Annotated in this window: 17 protein-coding genes; 11 read left to right on the top strand and 6 right to left on the bottom strand. The window is 64.6% G+C overall.

All coding sequences use genetic code 11. The annotated features are described in order from the left end of the window. Positions 1-2: 2 nt before the first annotated feature. Both B0G69_RS35935 and nadE read left to right on the top strand, forming a co-directional pair. Complete coding sequence (locus B0G69_RS35935) at positions 3-533, top strand: CinA family protein (RefSeq protein WP_121324814.1); 531 nt, start codon at positions 3-5, stop codon at positions 531-533. Beyond that, on the top strand, positions 530-1,384 hold the full coding sequence (gene nadE / locus B0G69_RS35930) for an ammonia-dependent NAD(+) synthetase (RefSeq protein WP_121324813.1): 855 nt from the start codon (positions 530-532) through the stop codon (positions 1,382-1,384). The genes B0G69_RS35935 and nadE overlap by 4 nt, the downstream gene beginning before the upstream one ends. 214 nt (positions 1,385-1,598) lie before the next feature. Here the strand turns inward: nadE and B0G69_RS35925 are convergent, their stop codons facing one another. From B0G69_RS35925 to coxB, 5 genes are read right to left on the bottom strand one after another with little or no spacing between them, the layout of a single operon-like run. Continuing rightward, positions 1,599-3,002 (bottom strand): cytochrome c, encoded by a 1,404-nt coding sequence (locus tag B0G69_RS35925; RefSeq protein WP_241991700.1) that lies wholly within the window; start codon positions 3,000-3,002, stop codon positions 1,599-1,601. Further along, the gene (locus B0G69_RS35920; RefSeq protein WP_241991646.1) at positions 3,002-4,021 is read right to left on the bottom strand and encodes a cytochrome c oxidase assembly protein; all 1,020 of its coding nucleotides are present in this window, start codon (positions 4,019-4,021) and stop codon (positions 3,002-3,004) included. Before B0G69_RS35920 ends, B0G69_RS35925 begins: the two co-directional genes overlap by 1 nt. Continuing rightward, complete coding sequence (locus B0G69_RS35915) at positions 3,997-4,341, bottom strand: hypothetical protein (protein ID WP_199731471.1); 345 nt, start codon at positions 4,339-4,341, stop codon at positions 3,997-3,999. Before B0G69_RS35915 ends, B0G69_RS35920 begins: the two co-directional genes overlap by 25 nt. Further along, positions 4,338-6,971: a cytochrome c oxidase subunit I gene (gene ctaD, locus B0G69_RS35910; RefSeq protein ID WP_121324812.1), complete on the bottom strand. Its 2,634-nt coding sequence runs from the start codon at positions 6,969-6,971 to the stop codon at positions 4,338-4,340. Before ctaD ends, B0G69_RS35915 begins: the two co-directional genes overlap by 4 nt. Further along, on the bottom strand, positions 6,968-7,972 hold the full coding sequence (gene coxB, locus B0G69_RS35905) for a cytochrome c oxidase subunit II (protein ID WP_121325122.1): 1,005 nt from the start codon (positions 7,970-7,972) through the stop codon (positions 6,968-6,970). Before coxB ends, ctaD begins: the two co-directional genes overlap by 4 nt. 323 nt (positions 7,973-8,295) lie before the next feature. Between coxB and B0G69_RS35900 the strand changes: the two genes are divergently transcribed. Next, positions 8,296-9,000, top strand: a complete 705-nt coding sequence (locus B0G69_RS35900; RefSeq protein WP_121325121.1) for a PIG-L family deacetylase — start codon at positions 8,296-8,298, stop codon at positions 8,998-9,000. A 60-nt stretch (positions 9,001-9,060) separates the two neighbouring features. After that, a complete protein-coding gene (locus tag B0G69_RS35895) occupies positions 9,061-10,005 on the top strand; it encodes a glycosyltransferase (RefSeq protein ID WP_121324811.1) in 945 nt (314 codons plus the stop codon). 98 nt (positions 10,006-10,103) lie between these two features. Here the strand turns inward: B0G69_RS35895 and B0G69_RS35890 are convergent, their stop codons facing one another. Further along, positions 10,104-12,779, bottom strand: coding sequence for an ATP-binding cassette domain-containing protein (locus B0G69_RS35890; RefSeq protein ID WP_121324810.1), 2,676 nt, complete (start codon positions 12,777-12,779; stop codon positions 10,104-10,106). Between the two features lie 426 nt (positions 12,780-13,205). Between B0G69_RS35890 and B0G69_RS35885 the strand changes: the two genes are divergently transcribed. The 7 genes from B0G69_RS35885 to B0G69_RS35855 all read left to right on the top strand — a co-directional run bounded on the left by B0G69_RS35885 (position 13,206) and on the right by B0G69_RS35855 (position 21,362). Beyond that, positions 13,206-14,501 carry a glycosyltransferase family 1 protein gene (locus tag B0G69_RS35885; protein WP_121324809.1) on the top strand — a complete coding sequence of 432 codons (1,296 nt, stop codon included), beginning with the start codon at positions 13,206-13,208 and terminating at the stop codon, positions 14,499-14,501. 88 nt (positions 14,502-14,589) lie between these two features. Further along, the gene (locus B0G69_RS35880) at positions 14,590-15,198 is read left to right on the top strand and encodes an HAD family hydrolase (protein ID WP_121324808.1); all 609 of its coding nucleotides are present in this window, start codon (positions 14,590-14,592) and stop codon (positions 15,196-15,198) included. Beyond that, entirely contained in the window at positions 15,195-16,442 is a 1,248-nt protein-coding gene (gene waaF, locus B0G69_RS35875; RefSeq protein ID WP_121324807.1) for a lipopolysaccharide heptosyltransferase II, read from the top strand. Before B0G69_RS35880 ends, waaF begins: the two co-directional genes overlap by 4 nt. Positions 16,443-16,464: 22 nt before the next feature. Next, entirely contained in the window at positions 16,465-18,210 is a 1,746-nt protein-coding gene (locus B0G69_RS35870) for a carbamoyltransferase C-terminal domain-containing protein (protein WP_121324806.1), read from the top strand. 104 nt (positions 18,211-18,314) lie between these two features. Next, positions 18,315-19,286 (top strand): glycosyltransferase, encoded by a 972-nt coding sequence (locus B0G69_RS35865; protein WP_241991699.1) that lies wholly within the window; start codon positions 18,315-18,317, stop codon positions 19,284-19,286. Beyond that, positions 19,283-20,416, top strand: coding sequence for a glycosyltransferase family 9 protein (locus B0G69_RS35860; protein ID WP_121324804.1), 1,134 nt, complete (start codon positions 19,283-19,285; stop codon positions 20,414-20,416). Before B0G69_RS35865 ends, B0G69_RS35860 begins: the two co-directional genes overlap by 4 nt. After that, on the top strand, positions 20,406-21,362 hold the full coding sequence (locus B0G69_RS35855; protein ID WP_121324803.1) for a glycosyltransferase family 4 protein: 957 nt from the start codon (positions 20,406-20,408) through the stop codon (positions 21,360-21,362). Before B0G69_RS35860 ends, B0G69_RS35855 begins: the two co-directional genes overlap by 11 nt. Positions 21,363-21,376: the final 14 nt, after the last annotated feature.

Raw genomic sequence — 21,376 nt, 5'->3', positions numbered from 1 at the left:
CGATGAATATCCCCATGCAAGCCGTCTCTTTCCTCACATCGCGAGGCCTGAAACTGGCCACTGCCGAATCCTGCACCGGCGGCCAGATCGCGTCCTACCTCGCGAGCGTGCCGGGTAGCGGCGCATGCCTCGACGTCGGCTTTGTGAGTTACTCGCCATCGGGCAAAGCCGGCTTCCTCGGCGTCAGGAGAACGACGATGGAACAGTTCGGCCTGACGAGCGAAGAAGTCGCCCACGAGATGGCGGAAGGCGCGCTTCGCCAGGAAGGCTGCTGTGCCGATGTGGCCGTGTCCAACACCGGTCTCGCGGACGCCGCCCCTGAAGGCGGTCCGCCGGCGGGTACCCAGTGCTTCGCCTGGTCGTTCCGGACCCGCAACGGCGAACTGCTCACGTTCACTGAAACGCGCCTCTTTGCAGGCAACCGAAACGAGGTACGTTCGGCAGCCGCGCTGTACGCGCTGTCGCGCATCGAGCATTACTTCGATCGACTACCGCGCACTCAGCGGGAACACTCTCAGAGGACTTCGCCATGACTTTGCCACCTTCTACCGAAAGGGACGCCTGGCAACAGGCCGTCATTCACGAACTCGGCGTTGCTCGCGATTTCGACGTCGACATGGAGCGGGAACAACGCATCGCCTTTCTTTCCGACTACCTCATCTCGCAGGGGCTTCGCACTTACGTGCTCGGCATCAGCGGCGGCGTGGATTCGTCCACCGCGGGCCGTCTCGCGCAACTCGCGGTCGAGCGCCTTCGCGCACGCGGCTACGAGGCGAAGTTCGTGGCTGTCCGACTTCCCTACGGCAGCCAGCGCGACGAGGAAGACGCCGCTCTCGCGCTCGAGTTCGTCCGTCCCGACGAGACGTTCACGGTCAACATCAAGGATCCATCGGATGCGATGCTGTTCTCGCTCAAGCGAGGGAGCGTCCAGTACGTCGACGACTTTCAGGAAGACTTCGTGCTCGGCAACATCAAGGCCCGGCAACGAATGATCGCGCAATATGCAATCGCCGGGGCACGCGTGGGCGTCGTGATCGGCACCGACCATGCGGCCGAGTCACTCATGGGCTTTTTCACGAAATACGGCGACGGCGGTGCGGACATCCTGCCTCTCGCCGGTCTCACGAAGCGGCGCGTACGAACATTGGCGCAGGCGTTGGGCGCGACAACTCGCCTCGCCTGGAAGGTGCCGACGGCTGACCTCGAATCGCTGACGCCGCAAAAGCCGGACGAGGACAGCTACGGCATCAGCTATGAAGACATCGACGACTTCCTCGAAGGCAAGCCGGTCGGCGACGCAGTGTATATCACGATTCATCGCTTTTATACGGCAACCCGTCACAAGCGCGCGCTTCCCGTGTCACCGGTCTATCCACAGTTGTGATCGACGGTCCAGCAGGCACCGGACGCTGCTGCAAAAGAACAAGTTTCGCCGATTGCCGAGCCGGGTTGAACGGTCATCGTCAGGCGTGCAATCTCCGGTAGACAGGTAAGCACTGCAGCATTGCCGAAACGCTGTCGCGCTGTCCGTCGCGGGACGGAGCCGGCCGGTGCGAGAACGGCCTCAACGCGGCGAACGCCAACGCGCGCGGGCAGCGCTATTTGTGCAGCTTCTGCCGTAATGAACTTACATCGTTCGCGGTTATCGGCTGTGCGTTGTTGCCCCACGCGCTGCGCACGTAGGTCAGTACCTGGCCAATTGCCACATCGGGGAGCGTGTCGGCGAAGCGCGGCATTTGTTGACGGGGCGGTCCAGTAAGCGTCGACGGACTATTGCCACCCTCGACCATGAGGCGAATCAGCGAGGTCGTATCTTCCGCGAGCACCGACGTGTTGCCCGCGAGCGCGGGGAACACGTTCGGTACGCCCTCACCCGCGTCACCGTGGCATTGTGCGCAAAACGAACGATAGACGTTGTATCCCAGCGACAACGTATCGGGCACGCGACTGCCGTTCAGCGGCTTGCGCGCAACATTGTCTTGCGGCGCATAGGTTCCCGAGGGATTATGCGGCGGCAGCGACTTCAGATAGCGGGCAATCGCGAGCAGGTCGTCGTCGGTCAGGTACTGCGTGCTGTCCTCGATCTGCTCGACCATGCTCCCATATGCAACGTTGCCGGCGCCGTGCCCCGTCTTCAGGAACGCGGCGATTTCGGGTGCGCGCCAGCGGCCGAGCCCCGAGCCCGGATCCCCGCTTAGATCCGGCGCGAACCAGTGGTCGTTGACGCCGCCGGTGAGAAAGGTCGACGACGTTTCGTCCGTGCCCTTCTCCTGGTAAGCGACGCCGCGCGGCGTATGGCAACTGCCGCAATGGCCCGCCGATTGCACGAGGTAGGCACCGCGATTCCACTGCGCATCGCGGTCGGCGCGCGGCCGATACGGCCGGCGCGGCACGAACGCCATTTGCCAAAACCGCAGCGCCCAACGCTGGTTGAACGGGAATGCGACATCCGACTCGGCGTTCGGCTTCGCGACCGGCACGACGCCATGCATCATGTACGTATAGAGCGCATGCATGTCCGCGTCATCGAGCTTCGCAAACGCGTTGTACGGCATCGCCGGATAGAGCCGCTTGCCGCCGCGCGCGATGCCTTGGCGCAGCGCACGCGCGAAGTCGTCGTAGGTGTACCGGCCGATCCCGTAGCGCGGATCGGGCGTAATGTTGGTCGCCATGATCGTGCCAAACGGAGAAACGAGGCCGTGTCCGCCTGCATAGGGCGCGCCGCCTTGCGCCGCCGTGTGGCAACCTGCACAATCGCTGGCTCTCGCGACGTACTCGCCGCGCGCGAGCGTCCCCGCGTCTGGTCGAGGCGCAGCGACTCCTACTGGAGCACCTGCCGAAGACGACGCGGAGACGGCGCGCGACGAGTCCGATGCCGACGCATCTTCACTGCGCGCGTCGCGCATTGCGATGCCTGCGGCGGCTATCGCGAGCGCGAGGGTGCAAGCGGCAAGCCCGGCATGACGGCGCGCTCTCGCAAATGCGCGTGACGTTTGCAGCATCATCGCGCACCGTCCTGCGGCAATGCCGCTGTGGGATCGCTGGCGAGATCGGCTCGCGTCGGGCTCCTCAACCAGCGCGCCACGATCGCCAATCCGCCGACCAGGTATACGATCCCAGCCGGCACCCACATGATGAGGCCGCCGGCTTGCTGGTCATGCAGCACATCGACGCCGAGCGCGCTCGTCGGCTCGATATAGGACGGATACCACAAGCCCGGCGCGAGCGAAATCAAGGCGCCGAGCGCGCTCGTATGGACCATCGTCGTGAATACGGACAACAACGCGTGACCGCCTGACTGACGCGAAGCACCGTCGCCAAAGACGGTCCACCAGAAAATGAGCGCGGTCAGCAGGAAAGTGGTGTGCTGCAGCGTGTGCACCCACGGGTGCGCGAGCGCGGCTTCGAACATCACCGGCGCGTGCCAGCCCCAGAGTGCTGCCGCGTGGAGGATCCATCCGGTGAGCGGCGCGGTCAGCCCCCGCCACGCGCGGACGAATGCGGGCCCGCGCACCGCCCGGCCGACGCGCCGGCGGGCGCTGCGTGGCAATGCCCAAATCCATACGCCGAGTGGCCGTGCCGCCACGAGGAGCGGTGCGGCGATCAGCATCATAGTTTCGTGCTGAACCATGTGCGCGGAAAACAGAGCCGCGGACAATGCATCGAGCGGCGAGCACAACGCGATCACGAGCGCGGCCATGCCACCCGCAAACGCACTCGCATGCCTCGCACGGATTGCTCGACTGTGCGACGAGCCGCGTCGGCGCAACCGCAGGTGACCGATCGCATACGCGAGCGTGCTTGCGAGCATCAACGCGACGACCCACGCGTCGAACGACCAGCCGAATGTGGGCGCGCCGCGTTCGCCATCGGTAAGCACGTGCGCGCATGCGAGCGGCGCAGCGGTCAGTGCCAGCGCGGCGCCCGCCCACCCGAGCGCGAGTCGCCGCTTTCGGGCAAGGACCGCGAAGCAGCAGAGTGCAGAAAGCCACGCGATCATCGGCAGGGTGAAAGCAGCCATTGCGGGAACCACATCGTCAACTGGATAACCGCACACAAAGCGGCGACGAGCATCGCCATCAGGGCAAGAAACGGCCGACGCGCGCCGCGCGGCACGTAGCTGCCGTGGAAGCGCCCGACTGTGGCGCGCCAGCGCCGGTAGGCAAGCCACGCCGCGATGACCGAGAAGCCGAACGCAAGCGCGCTCACCGCGTCGAGCGCGGTGTGCCGGCCGGACGCGCAGGCGACCTGCACCAGCGCGTAGTTGAGGCTCTGCGCGCCGAGTACTACCGCCGGGGCCACCAGCAGGCCAAGCCAGATCGAGATTCCACTGTGCTTCATTGATGCATCCGCGGGACAAGGTAGATGACTGCGTAGATGGGCAGCCAGCTCAGGACGACGAAGTACCAGTAGACCGCGTTCTCGCTCGTGTCGAGCAGGCGCTTTTTCTCGAACGGTCCGGTGTAGAGCAGCGTTGCCAGCACCGCGGTATCGACGGTATCGGTGATCAGGTGGGTCGTGTGCAGGCCGAGCAGCAGCCACACGATAGAACCGTATGCGTTCGCGTACCACATCACGTTGAGCGCGCCGAATTCAGCGCCACGCAGGACAAGGAACACCAGCGCGAACGCTAGACATATTGCAAGCCATAGGCGCGCCCGATTGCGTTCGCCACGCTCTGCCGCGCGCTTGGCAAGCTGGTTCGGCCAAAGACTCGCGACCAATACCGCCGTATTGACCGATCCCCACACCAGCGAGGGCGGCGGTGCATGCAGGGGCCACGCCGTGTTGACCGCGCGCAGATAGAAGTACATACCGACGGTCATCGCGAACAGGGTTCCTTCGATCAGCATCAAGCCCGCCGTCGCCCACCACATGAGGCTGCGATGACTGAAACCGAAGCTCGGCAACGCGCGCACGTCGAGCACCGCGGCCCTCTGCGACGCGCCATGGCTGGCCGCTTTGCGCGACGGCGGGTTCGCGTTCACATGGCGCGCCGCCTTATTCGCGGCAGGCGAATCTGGCCAGCGCTCGAGCGCGCGCGCGACCCGGTTCTCGCGCCGCCCCGGCCAGAACCAGGCAATCATCGCCACGGCGACCGGCACCGTGCCCCACCATACGGCCGACGGCGTGAAGATCGAACCGATGAAGAAGACTGTGGTCGCGATCGCACTGAGGAACGGCCAGATCGACGGTTGCGGAAAGAGCGGGCGCGTGTCCGGCCGCGCATCGAGGGCTGTCGTGGTCAACACCTCGCGCGCGAGCGCGGCGAGGCCCGCCACCGCGCGCGGCGCGCGCCCCGGCTCCCACAGCGGCGCGCGGCCGTGCACGACCGGCAGCACATCGAAGTTGTGCGGCGGCGGCGCGCTCGGGACGCTCCATTCGAGTGTGCCCGCACCCCAAGGGTTCGCGTCGGCCCGCGCGCCCCGCCGCACACTCCATATCACGTTGACGATGAACAGCAGCACGCTCACAGCGATCAGGTACGCCCCCAGCGTCGCGATGAGATTCATGCCGTCCCAGCCCATGGCGGCGGGGTACGTCCACACGCGCCGCGGCATTCCATGGAGGCCTAGCAGGTGCATCGGAAAGAAAGTGACGTTGAAGCCGACGAAGAACAGCCAGAACTGCCAATGCGCGAGGCGCTCACCAAGCATGCGTCCGGTGAATTTCGGAAACCAGTAGTGGAAGGCGCCAAAGAGCGGAAACACCGCGCCGCCGAGCAGCACGTAATGCAGATGCGCCACGACGAAATAGGTGTCATGTACCTGCAGGTCGAGCGGTACGGAGCCGAGCATGATGCCGGTCATCCCGCCGAGCACGAGAATGAAGAAGAACGCGAGCACGAACAGCAGTGGCGGCTTCACACTGAGACGTCCGGTGAGCAGCGTCGCTAGCCAGCAATAGATCTGGATACCGGACGGAACCGCAATCATCACGCTCGCCGCGGTGAAGAATGTCTTGCCGAGATCAGGGACGGCCGTCGCAAACATGTGGTGCACCCATAAGCCGAACGCAAGAAACGCCGTCGCGATCAGCGCGAGCACCATCGCGGAGTAACCGAAAATCGGGCGGCGCGAGAATGTCTCGATGATCGATGACATAAACCCGAGCGCCGGAATGAAGATCAGATAGACCTCGGGATGACCGAAGAACCAGAACAGATGCTGCCACAACAGCACGTCGCCGCCGAGCGCCGGGTTATAGAACTGCGTCCCTACCAGTCGGTCGAGAATCAGCGCAGTGCTCGCCAGCATGACTGCGGGCATCGCGAAGAGCACCATGAATTGCGTGACAAGTGTGGCCCACACGAAAAGAGGCATCCGGTTCAGCGACATGCCTGGCGCGCGCATCTTGAGGATCGTCGCGATCAATATGACAGCGACGAGTAACGCGGACAGCTCGCTAAACGTGATCATTTGCGCCCAGATATCGCTGCCCTTGCCGGTCGCATAGTCGGGGCCGGCCAGCGGCACATAGCTGAACCAGCCGGAACGCGGGCCCGCACCTAGCAGAAATGCGATGAAGAGCGTGAAACCGCCGAACAAAAAGACCCAGTATGCGTACGCGTTCATCCGCGGAAACGCGACGCTGCGTGCGCCGATCAGCAGCGGAATCAGGTACATCGCCACCGCCTGCATCACAGGAACCGCGAACAGGAACATCATGGCCGTGCCATGGATCGTGAAGAGCTGGTTGTACATGTCAGGGCCGACTACATGGTTGGTCGGCCGCGCGAGCTGAGTGCGCATCACCAGTGCCATGATCCCCGCGAGCAGGAAAAACACGAACGTCGTGCACATGAAGCGGCGCGCGATGGTTTTGTGATCGATCGCGCTGAACCAGCCGATGATCCCCGGGCGATCGCTCCACGTGCGCGCCAGCGCGGCCAGCGTACCGGTATCGGCATCCGGCCCGTCCTTTATCTGCGCGACAGCGTCGGCGCCCGGCGGCTTTTCGGTCGTGCTCATTGCAATGTGGTTAGCCATCGGACGACCGCGAGGCGATCGGCATCCGAAAGCGGCACAGCCGGCATCGTCGCGCCGGGCTTCAGTGCATTCGGATCCTTTATCCACGCGGCAAGATTTTCAGGCGTATTGGCAAGCACGCCCGCGGCGATCGTCTCCCTGCTCATCAGATGAGTGAGGTCGGGGCCGGGCGTGCCCGTCGCGGAAGTGCCGCGCACCGTGTGGCAACCTGCGCAACTCGCGTGCTCGAACACGTCGCGGCCATGAAGCGCGACGGCGTCGGTGGTTTGCGCGAGCGGCTGCGCCTGCCGCGCCACCCAGGCCGCGTAGCCCTCGGCCGGCTCGGCGACGACGAGCATTGCCATCAATGCATGTTCTGCGCCGCAATATTCGGCGCACTGTCCGCGATAGGTTCCTGGCCGGTCCGCGCGGAACTCGATCGTCGTGTCGATACCCGGCAGCATGTCTTTTTTGCCGTGCAGACTGGGCACCCAGAAGCTGTGGATCACATCTCCCGCCTGTAGCGACACGACAACCGGCCGGCCAACCGGCACGTGCAATTCGTTTGCGGTAACGAAGCCAGGCTGACCGCCCTGCGGAGGATATGACACCTGCCACCACCATTGCGCGCCGATCATGTCGATGCGCACGGGGTCTGTTACCGGCATCCTCGAGAGCGCGCGATCCGTCAGCACGTCGGCGACGATCAGTCCGACGAGGACGATCACCGATAGCACGCTTGCGCCGATCACGACACGCCGCGTGCGGTTTTCCGGCTGCGTCAGCGAGCCAAGCTCAGGCGGGCGAGTCGCCGGCGGTTGCGCGGCAAGGCCGCGCCCATTGCGGATCAGCGCAACGAGAGTCGCCAGCAGCACGAGTGCAAAAACGATCCCGCATACGATCAGCGAGAGGTTCCATAGCTTCGCAATGTGCGCAGCCTGCACGCCTGCCGGCTGCAACACGTTTTGCTGCGGCTGCGCGGCGGACTGCGCCACGTGCCACATCGCGAGCAGCGAGCCGGCGACGGTGTAGGCCGCGCGTTTCCAGCCGGCACGCGCAGCACCGCCGCAGGACCGCGCAATCGCGCGAATCTGAGCTCCGACGTCAGCGATCATTTACGTAGGTCAGCGTATGAGTTTGCGGGTCCGCCGCACTTTTCGTGCCGCGGGTCTAACAGGCGAAAGCGGCAGGTTGTTCCGTTACGCAAGCAATGTTCCTCAAGGGCGCGATGGGAAGGCTTGCGCGGCAACAAACGCGAGCCAACGTGGAATGCAGCTTGCTCGCCATGAATTTCCATGTCCCGCCGCACGCAGCGCAGAAAGATCTCATGAAGTTCGATGGCCCACTGCTTGTCGTCTCTCCGCATCTGGACGACGCGGTGCTTAGTTGCGGCCTGTTGCTCGCCGCGCATCCGGCCGCAACCGTATGTACGATTTTCACGTCCGCGCCGGCAGGCGACATGATGACCGACTGGGACCGCGCCTCGGGCTTCGCAGGCGCGTTCGAGGCGACGCGCGCGCGCAGAACAGAGGACGTGTGCGCTTTGAGCGTGCTGCGCGCTTCACCCATTCATTTGCCTTTCTGCGACGCGCAATATCTGTCATCGCCTTCGCACGAAGCACTTGTCGCGGCGTTGCGCGCAACGCTCCTCGAAGTGAAACCGGCGACTGTGCTGTTCCCACTTGGACTATTCCATTCCGATCACACGATGGCGTCAGACGCTTGCCTCGCCGCCCTGCGGTCACTCAAAGAGCTAGCGGCCTACGCGTACGAAGACGTCCCCTACCGGAATATTCCAGGCATCCTCCAGGAGCGTCTGGGCGCTCTGCTCGAACAACGCATCAAGGTAAGTCCAATCGACATGGCAGACGCCGGGGCGCACGCGCGATACCTCCAGTTGAAGCAGGCAGCGCTCGGCAGATACGGAAGCCAGCTACGAGCATTCGGTCCCGAAGGGCGTGCCGCCCTCGATTCGCCGGAACGCTACTGGGTCCTTCGCGCCGCGAACGAAAGCGGCAGTAGCCGTGATTGAGCGCATCGGCACAACGCTTGCTCGACACCTGCATCGCATCGTTAGAAGAACGTCAACAGCATGGAAAACAAAACGCTGGCCCGGCGCATTTCCGTTGTCGTGCTGACACATAACCGCGCGGACGAACTGAGCGTCACACTTACACGCCTGCTCGCCCTTCCCGAACGCCCACCCATTTTTGTCGCCGACAACGCTTCGACCGACAACACCGTCGCGCTCGTCAAAACGCTGTTTCCGACGGTCTGCCTGATCGAGTGCGACGAAAATCTCGGCGCGGCTGGCCGCAATCGTGCGGCTGCCTGCGTCGGCACTGACTATGTCGCCTTCTGCGATGACGACACGTGGTGGGAGCCGGGTTCGCTCGAACGCGCGGTGCAACTGCTCGACGCATGGCCGAACGTCGGGGTGTTGAGTGCGCGCGTCGTCGTCGGCGAGAACCAGGCGCTGGACCCGACGTGCGCCGTGATGCGCGCGAGTCCGCTCGGCAGCAACGGCCTGCCCGGCCCCGCATTGATCGGCTACATGGCGGGCGCGTGCGTGTTCCGCACGTCACTGTTTCGCGAAGTGGGCGGCTACGAACCGCGGCTGTTCGTCGGCGGTGAGGAAGAGTTAGTGGCGCTAGACGTGCTGGCGGCGAACCGGTCGATTGTCTATTGTGAGCAGTTGACCGTACACCATCATCCATCGCCGGCACGCGATAACCGCTTGCGGCGTCGCACACTCGCGCGCAACGCCGCGTGGATCGCGTGGCTGCGTCTGCCATGGCTGCAAGCATGCCGTGCGACGCTGCGCGCGCTCGGCATGCTTGCGCGGGAGGGCAGCCTGATGCGCGACGGCGCCGCGCTCATGCGCGGACTCGCCTGGGCACTCTCGCGCCGCCGCGTCGTACCGGTCAACGTATTGCATTTGCGCGCACGTGTCCACGCGGCTGAACGGTCCATCGGCGCGACACCGGCGGACAGCCACCAGAAGCCAACCGGCGGAGAGATCGACGCGCGCACGTGAGTTTATTCACCCGGCGTCGTATATGACGCGAGGGCCGTCGTGCAAGCTGCACCTAAGCGCAGCGCTCCAACGCTCTCCCGCGAGCAGCTTCGCATGCACTAATTCGCGGTATTCGCCCGCGACTTCCCGCCCGTCAGCTTCGTGATGGCGAGGATCAACTCTTGCGGCGGCACCGGCTTCGTCAGATGTGCGTCGAAGCCGGCTACCTGTGCGCGCCGTGGGTCTTCCGTTTCGGCATAGCCGGTTAGCGCGATCGCCGGCAGCGGTGCATGCGCCGCGCTCATGCGTTCGCTTTCGAGTGCGCGTATACGACGTAGCACTTCGTAACCGTCTACGTCGGCTAGCACAATGTCACATAACAGCACCTGCGGCCATTCGTTCCTCTGCGTGCGCCCGAGCCACTCCAGCGCCTGCGCACCGGAGGATGCAAGCTGCACTCGCGCGCCACTCGCGCTTAACACCGCTTCGAGCGCGTCGCGCGCTTCCTCCTGATCGTCGATGGCCATGACCAGCAGATCGTCGATCTGCCTCGCGCCATCGTCTTCGCGCACATCGGCGACGGCATGCAGCGGCAGCATCGCGACATACGCGAGCTGGCCGTGCAGCGGCATCAACGTCAAGCCACCGCCCGCCGCTGTGAGCCTCGCTTCCATGCGCCGCGCGGCCGACTCCTCAAGCTCGGCCGGCTTACCGCCCGCGCCGAGCACACTGACCCACGCATGATTGTTATGTCGTTCGACCCGCAGTGCGATCCGCTCGCCGGCTGCCGCCTGCAGGATTTCATTGAGGCACAATTCTGCGATCACCGGTTGCAGAACACTCGGATCCCCGGTCACGCGCAAGTCGTTGTCGCCAAGCCCCACGTGCACAGCCACGCGCTGTGCCGCGATTTCGTCATGCAATGCGTCGACCGCACCGGAGGTCAACGTGGCGAGGCTCACCGACTGCGCGGTGAGTTTGCGCTGCGCATGCTCAAGTTCGCCCTGCTGCCATTGCAGCGACCACATCTTCGCGTAGACGCCATCGCGCGACAGCAATTCCCGATGCATGCCCTGTTCGACCACGCGACCATGCTCCATCACGAGAATCCAGTCGGCGTCCACCACAGTGGAAAGCCGATGAGCGATCACGATCGACGTACGGCCCTGCGCGAGGCGCGTCAGCTCGGTCTGGATTGCCCGTTCGGAGCGCGTATCGAGCGCCGACGTCGCTTCATCGAACACGATAATGCGCGGGTCCTTCAGAATGGCGCGCGCAATCGCAATGCGCTGACGCTCACCGCCCGACAGACGCACGCCGCGCTCGCCGACGCGCGTATCGTAATGGTCGGGCAGCCGCTCGATGAACTCGTCCAGTTGCGCAGCGCGCGCCGCGCGCACGACGTCCGCACGCGTCGCGGAGGGCCGGCCATAAGCGATGTTGTAAGCGATCGTCTCGTTGAACAGCACGGTATCTTGCGGCACGATGCCGATGGCTTCGCGCAGGCTTCGCTGCGTCACCTTGCCGATGTCCTGACCGTCGATGCGGATCGCGCCACTTTCGGGCTGGTAAAGCCGGAACAACAGTTTTACGATCGTCGACTTGCCTGAGCCGCTGCCGCCGACCACCGCTAGCGTCTTGCCCGCATATGCATGGAAATCGACGCCGCGCAAAATCGGCCGCGCCGGGTCATAGCCGAAGTCCACGTGTTCGAAGTCGATTTTTCCCGCGTTCACGATCAGCGGCTGGGCTGCGGGATCGTCGATATCCTCGCCCACTCGACCTTGCGTCGCGAGAATCGCAAACATGCGCTCGACGTTGACCATCGCGTCATTGGTCTCGCGGAATACAAAGCCGAGCGTATTCAACGGCATGCAAATCTGGATCAGATAGGCATTCACCAGAATCAGATCGCCGACACTCATCGAGCCGGCGATCACATGCTGCGCGGCGAGCAGCATGATTGCAGCGATGCCGAGCGCGATCACCGCGCTCTGCCCGACATGCAAGGCGGTCAGCGCGCGCTGATTTGCCATTCTTGCGTGGACCCATTTTTCCAGCACTTCGCTGAGGCGGCGCGTTTCAGCCGCTTCGGTCGCGAAGTATTTGACCGTGTCGTAATTCAGCAGGCTATCGACGAGACGTCCATCGGATTGCGCCTCGAGCAGATTCACAGCGCGCTGAAAGGCAACCCGCCGCCGTGTGAATAAAAACGTATAGACCGCGTAACAAACGAAGGTAAGCGCGATCGCCAGCGTGAATTCGCGCGCATAGGCGCGCACCATGATCGTGACGATCGTCGCGATCTCGAAGCCGGTCGGCACGATGGTGAACAACGCGACGCCGAGCAGAAAACCGATACCGTCCGCCCCTTTCTGCACGTCGCGCGCGATTGCGCCGGTTTCGCGGCGCGTATGAAACCGCGCGCTCATTCCATGCAGATGCGCGAACGTCCGTTCGGTGAAGGCGGCCACCGTGCGCTGCGTGACGACGCTGAACGCTACGTCGCGCGCTTCGTTGAGCGCGTCGCCGAGAAAGCGCAACAGCGCGTAAGCAAGCACCAGGAACACGGGAAACAGCGCCTGCGCGACGGGTCGGCCGAGTTCGTCGACGATGTGTTTCAGGACGAGCGGAATCAGTACGATCGACAGCTTGGCCGCCACCATCAGTAAAAGCGACAGCACGGTCTGCTTGCGATAACCCCACACGGCTTGCGCAAGGTCGGCGGCGATCCGGCCAATGAGTCGCGGACGCGCCGACGGCGATTGCGGGGGCGAAGTCGATGAATTCGGCATGGATGTCGACTGCTTCTACGCGCGGCTGCTAACGCGACCACAACTATCTACCGGCCGGGTGTCGAAAAAATCGGAAAGCGACCCACCCTGCCTTGTGATGCGTTGGAACAGCAAGCAGCGGTCCCGGCGTATGCAGAAAGTGGCATACAGGTGGCGCCTTTAGCAAAAAGTCCATCGCATTCTCTTATACGCATCGCACAACGGAACAATTTTCCACGCGCGCAATGTTACATGCCGCGTGTAAAAACAGGGAGCGCCACAGCGCTTCTCTCCCGCCAAATCGAAAATCAGTCACGACGCTTCGTCCGTCCGCAGAGCAGTGCATCTGCCCGCGTCGGCGGGTAGAACGTTTGGCACACCCCATGCTGTGCGTACTACAACCGCCGCGCGCCAAATCCGTTTGTGCCCACCCTGCAAAGGAACGCCATGAAAATCGCTCTCGTCAGTGAACACGCCTCGCCACTCGCTATTGCCGGCGGAGTCGACAGCGGCGGACAGAACATCTACGTCGCCAATGTCGCGCGCGAACTCGTGACGATGGGACATCAGGTCGATGTCTTCACGCGCCGGGACCGCGCGCTGCTGCCGCTCGTCTCGGACATGGACGGCGTGCGGGTCATTCATGTGCCGGCGGGGCCGCCAAAGCAGTTGCCGAAGGAGCAGCTCTTGCCGTTCATGGACGAATTCGCCACGTTCCTGGTCGAATTCTTCCGACGCGAACGCGAGCCGTATGAGGTCATCCACGCAAACTTCTTCATGTCCGGTCTTGCCGCGCTGAAGGTCAAGGCGGCGCTTGGCGTGCCGCTTGTCACTACCTTTCATGCGCTCGGCCGGGTACGCCGGATTCATCAGGGCGCGGACGACGGCTTTCCTGATGAACGTTTCGCGATCGAGGACGAACTGGTGGCGCGCTCGGACGTCGTGGTCGCAGAATGCCCGCAGGACCAGGCGGACCTGATCGAGCACTATCGCGCCGACCTGTCGCGCATCGAGATCGTGCCATGCGGCTTCGACGCTGCGGAATTCCGGCCGATGGACCGCGCTGCCGCACGTGAAGCGCTCGGCTGGCGCAAGGACGAATTCACGGTGCTGCAACTGGGCCGGCTCGTGCAACGCAAGGGCATCGACAACGTGGTGCGCGGCGTTGGCGTTCTCAAGCAGGCGTTCGGGGCATTCGCGCGGCTCTACGTAGTGGGCGGCAATTCGAACTCGCCGAACGAACTTGCGACGCCAGAGATCGCACGGCTGCGCAGCATCGCGCGCGAGTGCGGCGTGGCGGACCAGACTACCTTTGTCGGCCGGCGCGGACGTGCGCAACTGCGTCATTTCTACAGTGCCGCCGACGTGTTCGTGACCACGCCGTGGTACGAGCCGTTCGGCATCACGCCGGTCGAGGCAATGGCCTGCGGGACGCCAGTGATTGGCGCCGACGTAGGCGGCATCCGCCATTCGGTCGCGCACGGCCAGACCGGCTTCCTCGTTCCGCCGCGAGATCCGGCCGCGCTTGCCGCGCGCCTCGACCAGTTGCGACGGGACCCCGAGCTTGCCCGTCGCATGGGTGAGGCAGGCCTTGCGCGCGCACACGCGCGGTTCACATGGAAAGGCGTCGGCGATTCGCTGGCGCAGATCTACGCGCGCGCGGCGTGCCTCGCGCCGGCGACAAGCGCTTCAGAGCAGGTGGAAGTGCCGAAACGCGCGGCGGTGGGCGGGGCTTACGGATAAGGCAGCGAATGCGAAGCGCACTTGCGTCGTTGCCCCTTCCCTGCCACGGCCATTCATTTCCTGCTCACGCTTTCCGCCTGGACGTTTCATGATGCAAGCCGCTGTATTCCTCGATAAGGACGGCACGCTGCTCGACGATGTGCCCTACAACGTCGACCCATCGTCGATGCGTTTCGCGCCGGGCGCACGCGACGCTTTGCGACTGCTCGCCGCGCATCCGGTCGCGCTGTTCGTCATCAGCAATCAGTCCGGCGTCGCGCTCGGAAAGTTCGGCTACGACGCGTTGCATGCGGTCGAAGCCGAACTGCATCGCATGTTCGCCACGTGCGGCGCGACGCTGGGCGGCGTGTACTGGTGCCCGCATCTTCCAGGCGGCAGCGTCGCGCGCTACGCCTGCGTGTGCGGCTGCCGCAAACCCGCGCCCGGCATGCTGCTGCGCGCCGCGCACGAACACCGGCTCGACCTCGCGCGGAGCTGGTTCATCGGCGATATTCTCGACGACGTCGAAGCGGGCAACCGCGCGGGCTGCCGAACGGTGCTGCTCGACAACGGCCATGAAACCCGGTGGCTCGACAGCGAACACCGCGTGCCGACCGCGCGCGCCGCCGATCTGCATGAAGCCGCGCAAATCGTGGTTGGCGGCAGCAGGGCCAACGGCGGACTCGATGCGCCAGTGCGCGAGGAAGCCGCGCGATGAACGCCCCGCTGCAGCTCGCTCAACCGACACTCGCGCATGCACGGGTAGCCGATACGTCGCCGCCCACTCGCTGGGGTGAGGACGTCAAGCGGATTCTCTGCATACGCGTCGACAATCTCGGCGACGTGCTGATGACTACACCCGCGCTGCACGCGCTGCGTCACGGCGGGCCGGATCGGCACATCACGATGCTCGCATCGCGCAGCGGCGCGGCGCTCGCGCCTTTTCTCGACGACGTGGACGACGTGATCGAATACGGCGCGCCTTGGGTCGCGCCTTTGTCGAACGGCGCACGCACGCTGCTGGACGATCAACGTATGCAGGACCGTTTGCGCTGCGGCGCCTTCGACGCCGCGGTCATTTTCACGGTCTATAGTCAAAGCCCGTTGCCCGCCGCGATGCTCTGCTATCTGGCCGGCATTCCGCGCCGTCTCGCGCATTGCCGCGAAAATCCTTATGCGCTGCTGACCGACTGGCTGCGCGAACCCGAACCGCAGCAGCGCACGCGCCACGAAGTGGAACGGCAACTCGACCTCGTGCGCCACGTCGGCGCGCACGCGCAGGATACGCGCATGCGCTTTCGCGTCGACGCTTCCGACCGTCGCACACTCCAAGCGCAACTCGCCGCGCGCGGCGTCGCATGCGAAGCCGGGTGCATCGTGCTGCATCCTGGCGCCACGGCCGCTTCGCGCCGCTACCCGCCCGAGCGTTTTGGCGAGGTCGCGGCTCGGCTCGTACGCGAAACCGGCGTGCCCTTGCTGATTACCGGCTCCTCTGGCGAACGGCCATTGGTCGAAGCAGTGATTCGCGCGGCCGCGCCCGGCGTGCGCTCGCATCTGCACGATCTGAGCGGCGCGCTCACGCTCGGCGAACTCGGCGCATTGATCGAGCGCGCCAGCGTGCTCGTGTCCAACAACAGCGGACCGGTGCATCTCGCGTCCGCACTGAATACACCGGTGGTCGATCTCTATGCGCTGACCAATCCGCAGCACGCGCCCTGGCAAACGGCGCAGCGCGTGCTGTTTCGAGACGTGGAATGCCGCTGGTGTTATCGCAGCGTGTGTCCGCAACAGCATCACGCCTGTCTGCTGGGCGTCGCGCCGGGCGAAGTGGTGCAGGCGGTGCTCGAGTTGCGCAACGAGGCAGCGGCGCGCGACGCGGCCTGTGCGACGGCTGGCGACGCGGCGAAGCAGGCCGATCACGCCATCACGGCGCCCCTCTCCGGTGAAGCCATCGCTCCCTGAAACCTTTCTCTTGCGAACGACCATGTACACACTCGGAATCAATGCCGTCTATCACGACAGCGCCGCAGCCCTGCTGCGCGACGGCGTCGTGCTCGCCGCCGCCGAAGACGAACGCTTCACGCACGTCAAACACGCGAAACGGCCCGTGCCGTTTGCGACCTGGCAACTGCCCTTCGATGCCATCGACTACTGCCTGAAGGCCGCCGGCATCACGCTTGCCGAGGTCGATCATGTGGCCTACTCCTATGATCCCACGCTGTTCGGCGGCATGCCGAGCCGTCCGGGCGCGACCATAGAATTGCCGTTCGATCCGGCCAATGCGCATGTATCCGACCCGTCGACATCGCCGTGGGACCCGCTGTTCCTGAGCTATATCGCGAATGCCAAAGGGCAACTGCTGGATGGCGCGCCGCATCACCTGAAGAAACGCTTTCAGGGCGTTGATCGTGACCAGGGCTTCCAGTGGCACTTCGTCGAGCATCACCTCGCGCACGAAGCCAGCGCCTTTCTCGCCGCGCCGTTCGACGATGCCGCCGTGCTGACGATGGACGGCCGCGGCGAAGGCGTGACGACGAGCATGGCCCGGTTTGTCGGCGGCGAATACACGCGGCTGAAGCAGGTCGAACTGCCGCATTCGCTGGGCCTGCTTTACGAAGCCGTGACGGATTGGCTCGGCTTCCTGCACTCGTCGGATGAGTACAAGGTGATGGCGCTCGCCTCTTACGGCAAGCCGCTCTACCTCGATGTATTCCGCGAGATCGTGCGCTACCGCGGCGATGGAACCTATACCGTGGATGCGCCACGCCTCGTCGAGCGCTTCGGCCCGGCACGGGAACGCGGCGGGCCGCTGGAGCAGCGGCACTTCGATATCGCGCATTCGTTGCAGCGCGTGCTCGAGGAAACGGTGCTGCGACTCGCGGACTGGTTGCATCGGCAGACGGGTCTGAGCAAGCTCGCGATGGCCGGCGGCGTCGCGTTGAACTGTGTGATGAATTCGAAGCTACGTGATGCCGGTCCGTTCGACGACGTTTGGGTCCAGCCCGCCGCTGGCGACGCTGGCACCGCACTCGGCGCGGCGCTGTGGATCGATTACCGCGAGCGAGCAGCGCACGGTGACCGTGCGCGTCGCTGGACGATGGACCACGCGTACCTCGGCCCCGAATACAGCGAAGCGGAAATCGAACAATTCCTGAGTTGGTCGAAGCTGCCCTACCGCCGCATGGACAATATTGCCGCCGAGACCGCCGATCTGCTCGCAAATGGCAAGGTGATCGGCTGGTATCAGGGGCGCACGGAATTCGGCCCGCGTGCGCTCGGCGCGCGTTCGATCCTCGCCTCGCCGGTAGATGCGCAGATGCAGGCGAAGCTCAACGAGATCAAGGACCGCGAAGACTTCCGCCCGGTCGCGCCGGTCGTGATGGAAGAGTATGCGAACGAATGGTTCGTGGATGGCAAGGTCGCACCGTTCATGCTGTTCGTGTTCGACGTGCGCGCGGACAAGGCAGCGCGCATTCCGGCCGTGCGCCACGTCGACGGCACGGCGCGCGTGCAGACCGTCAATCGCGCGCAGCATCCGCTGTATTACGACTTGCTGAACGCGTTCAGACAACGCACGGGTGTGCCGATTCTGGTCAACACGTCGTTCAATACGCGCGGAGAACCGATGGTGAATTCGCCGCGCGACGCGGTGGAGTCGTTCTGGACCTCGCCGCTCGACGCGCTGGTGATCGGGCCGTTCGTCGTCGACAAAACGGGGGGCCGCGCATGAGTTCGTCCGCAGCGGCTCCAATCGAAGCCGGCGGGATGCCGGCAAGCCCGTCTCGCGCCGAAGAAGCGGTTGCCGCGGGTTACGCAGGCGCGCTACCCGATCGCATGGATGTCTCCGTCGTGGTGCCGACCTATCGCCGTCCCGCGCTGCTGGCCGCGTGTCTGCGCGCACTGTGCGAGCAGGACTACCCTGCGGATCGCTACGAGATTATCGTTTGCGACGACGGCCCTGATGAAGCCACCCGCGCCTGCGTGGCGCGCTTCGCAGCCGCACAGGCGGCGCGAGGACTGACCGTGCGCTACGTACCGGTCACGGGTAGCCAGGGCCCGGCAGGCGCGCGCAATGCGGGCTGGCAACAGGCGCACTCGCCGTTGATCGCCTTCACGGACGACGACACGCTCCCCGATCGACATTGGCTTACGGCCGGTGTTGCGGCGCTCGCACCCGGCGTCGCGGCCGCCTCGGGAAAGATCCTCGTGCCGCTGCCCGACTTGCCGACCGATTACGAAGCCGACGCGAGCGGACTCGAACGCGCGGAATTCGCCACCGCCAACGCCTTCGTCGCGCGCAAGTTTCTGGTTTCGACGGGCGGGTTCGACGAGCGCTTCACGTCGGCGTGGCGGGAAGACTCCGATCTGGAATTTACGCTGATGCGAGCGGGCGGCGAGATCGTGCGTGCGACCGATGCCGTGGTCGTGCATCCCGTGCGGCCCGCACATTGGGGCGTCAGCATCGCGCAGCAGAAGAAGAGCCAGTTCGATGCGCTGCTCTACAAGAAGCACCCGCATCTGTTCAGGACGCGCATCCGCGCGACACCGCCACTGCTTTACTACGCGATCCTGTGCGCGGCACTGACTGCGTTGTTCGCCGTGCCGGCCAGCCACATGACTATCGCGCTAACGGCGCTGATCGTGTGGCTAGCGTTGACTGGCTACTTCTGCGTCATGCGTTTGCACGGCCGTGATCGCAGCTGGCGGCACGTCGCCGAAATGGCGTGGACGTCTGTCCCGATTCCGTTTCTCTCGATCTATTGGCGGCTCTATGGCGCCTTCCGTTTCAAGGTGTTCTTTCCATGACTGCACCCTCGTTCCTGAGCGCGCTCGCGCCGCGCCGCATTGTCGTGTTTCGCGCACTGCAACTCGGCGACATGCTGTGCGCCGTCCCCGCGCTGCGAGCGTTGCGCCACGCGACGCCGCACGCACACATCGCGCTGATCGGGTTACCGTGGGCTTGCACGTTCGTCGAGCGCTATGCGGGCCTTATCGATGAACTGATCGTGTTCCCCGGTGCAATCGGATTTCCGGAGCAGCCGGAAACGAACGCCGGGCTGCCCGAATTTTTCTCGCGCATGCGCGCGCGGCATTTCGATCTGGCGATCCAGATGCACGGCAGTGGCGGGCCCGCCAACGATCTGCTGCTCGAGCTGGGTGCCCAGGCTCTGGCTGGTTTCGTACAGCCTGACGAGCCGGCGCGCCAAGGCTGCTTTATCGGCTGGCCCGACGATCTGCCCGAGGCCGACCGCTATCTCGCGTTGGCGCACGCGCTCGGCGCACCGACGATCGAGCGGCAATCGGCATTTCCGCTTCATCATCAGGATCACGAAGAATATGAGGCGCTGGCCGCCGTGCATGGTGTGCAAGCGCAGCGGCTCGTGCTGATCCATCCCGGCGCGCAATTGCCGTCGCGGCGCTGGCCCGCCGAGCGTTTCTCCGAGGTGGCCGACAACCTCGCAGCCGAAGGCTGGCAGATCGCGATTACCGGAACCGCCGCCGAAGCCTCGTTGACCGGCGCCGTGTTGGGCTCGATGAGGTCTCCCGCGCTGCATCTCGCGGGCGCGACTTCGCTCGGCGGCCTCGCTGCACTCGTCGCGCACGCGCGTCTCGTAGTCTGCAACGACACCGGCATTTCGCACATCGCAGCGGCCGTGTCGACGGCGTCGGTGGTGATCGCTTCCGGCAGCGACACGCGCCGCTGGGCGCCGCCCGACCATGCGCTGCACCGCGTGCTCGCCGACTATCCCCCCTGCCGCCCTTGCATGTTCCGCGAATGCCCGTATGGTCATCCGTGCGCGTTGAATGTCAGCGTGGAACAGGTCGTGGAATCGGCGCGTGCGCAACTCGCGCGAGTAGACGGCGCGCAACCCGGCGCGCCGAACACGTTGCATGCGAACGCTCGCACTTTCGAGGAGATGCATCATGCTGCGTAACTGCCGCCGCCTGCGCGTGCTGACCTGGCATGTACACGGCAACTATCTGTATTACCTGACGCAAGCGCCGCACGATTTCTATCTCGTCACGAAACCCGGCCATCCGCCCGGCTACGCCGGCAAGGTCGGCGTGCTGCCGTGGGGCGACAACGTCCACGAAATCAACGCGGACGATGTGCCCGACGAAGCGTTTGACGTCGTCCTGTATCAGCACAAGAGCCACTGGGAATACGATCGCGAACATCTGCTGAGCCCGGCGCAGCAGCGCTTGCCGCGCGTCTATATCGAGCATGATCCGCCGCAGGACAATCCGTTTCAGCAATGGCATTGGGTCGACGACCCCTACACCTTGCTGGTCCACGTCACGCATTTCAATCAGTTGATGTGGGATTGTGGCGTCACGCCGACTCGGGTGATCGAACACGGCGTCGTCGTGCCCGAGGGTGTGCGCTATAGCGGCGAACTGGAGCGCGGCATCGTGGTGGTGAATCATCTCGCGCAACGCGGACGTCGACTCGGCGCGGATATCTTCAGCGCGACGCGCACGCGTGTGCCTCTCGATCTCGTCGGCATGGACGCCGGGCGGCTCGGCGGTATCGGCGAGATTGGCAATCTCGATCTGGCCGCCTTCACGGCGCGTTACCGCTTCTTCTTCAATCCGATTCGCTGGACCAGTCTCGGCCTCGCGATCATCGAAGCGATGACGATCGGCATGCCGATCGTCGGTCTCGCTACGACTGAACTCGCCACGGTGATCCGCAATGGCGAAAACGGCTTTATTCATACCGATGTCGACGCCCTCGTCGATGCGATGGGTAGTCTGCTGCGCGACCCCGCCGAAGCGCGGCGTCTCGGCGAAGGCGCGCGGCGCACGGCGCTGGAGCGTTTTCATATCGACCGTTTCGCGCAGGACTGGCACGACGCGCTGCTGCACGTCACTGCCTGAGCGGCCGCGAACCG

Source organism: Paraburkholderia sp. RAU2J (assembly GCF_003634845.1).
Classification (GTDB): Bacteria; Pseudomonadota; Gammaproteobacteria; order Burkholderiales; family Burkholderiaceae; genus Paraburkholderia; species Paraburkholderia fynbosensis.
This window is presented reverse-complemented; position numbering and strand designations above follow the sequence as displayed.

Coding starts and splice junctions, on each gene's coding strand:
- B0G69_RS35900 (WP_121325121.1), top strand. CDS start 8,296: ATGAAGTTCGATGGCCCACTGCTTGTCGTCTCTCCGCATCTGGACGAC.
- B0G69_RS35880 (WP_121324808.1), top strand. CDS start 14,590: ATGATGCAAGCCGCTGTATTCCTCGATAAGGACGGCACGCTGCTCGAC.
- coxB (WP_121325122.1), bottom strand. CDS start 7,972: ATGTGGCACGTGGCGCAGTCCGCCGCGCAGCCGCAGCAAAACGTGTTG.
- B0G69_RS35855 (WP_121324803.1), top strand. CDS start 20,406: ATGCTGCGTAACTGCCGCCGCCTGCGCGTGCTGACCTGGCATGTACAC.
- B0G69_RS35935 (WP_121324814.1), top strand. CDS start 3: ATGAATATCCCCATGCAAGCCGTCTCTTTCCTCACATCGCGAGGCCTG.
- B0G69_RS35915 (WP_199731471.1), bottom strand. CDS start 4,341: ATGAAGCACAGTGGAATCTCGATCTGGCTTGGCCTGCTGGTGGCCCCG.
- waaF (WP_121324807.1), top strand. CDS start 15,195: ATGAACGCCCCGCTGCAGCTCGCTCAACCGACACTCGCGCATGCACGG.
- B0G69_RS35890 (WP_121324810.1), bottom strand. CDS start 12,779: ATGCCGAATTCATCGACTTCGCCCCCGCAATCGCCGTCGGCGCGTCCG.
- ctaD (WP_121324812.1), bottom strand. CDS start 6,971: ATGAGCACGACCGAAAAGCCGCCGGGCGCCGACGCTGTCGCGCAGATA.
- B0G69_RS35925 (WP_241991700.1), bottom strand. CDS start 3,002: ATGCTGCAAACGTCACGCGCATTTGCGAGAGCGCGCCGTCATGCCGGG.
- B0G69_RS35885 (WP_121324809.1), top strand. CDS start 13,206: ATGAAAATCGCTCTCGTCAGTGAACACGCCTCGCCACTCGCTATTGCC.
- B0G69_RS35920 (WP_241991646.1), bottom strand. CDS start 4,021: ATGGCTGCTTTCACCCTGCCGATGATCGCGTGGCTTTCTGCACTCTGC.
- B0G69_RS35860 (WP_121324804.1), top strand. CDS start 19,283: ATGACTGCACCCTCGTTCCTGAGCGCGCTCGCGCCGCGCCGCATTGTC.
- B0G69_RS35895 (WP_121324811.1), top strand. CDS start 9,061: ATGGAAAACAAAACGCTGGCCCGGCGCATTTCCGTTGTCGTGCTGACA.
- B0G69_RS35865 (WP_241991699.1), top strand. CDS start 18,315: ATGGATGTCTCCGTCGTGGTGCCGACCTATCGCCGTCCCGCGCTGCTG.
- B0G69_RS35870 (WP_121324806.1), top strand. CDS start 16,465: ATGTACACACTCGGAATCAATGCCGTCTATCACGACAGCGCCGCAGCC.
- nadE (WP_121324813.1), top strand. CDS start 530: ATGACTTTGCCACCTTCTACCGAAAGGGACGCCTGGCAACAGGCCGTC.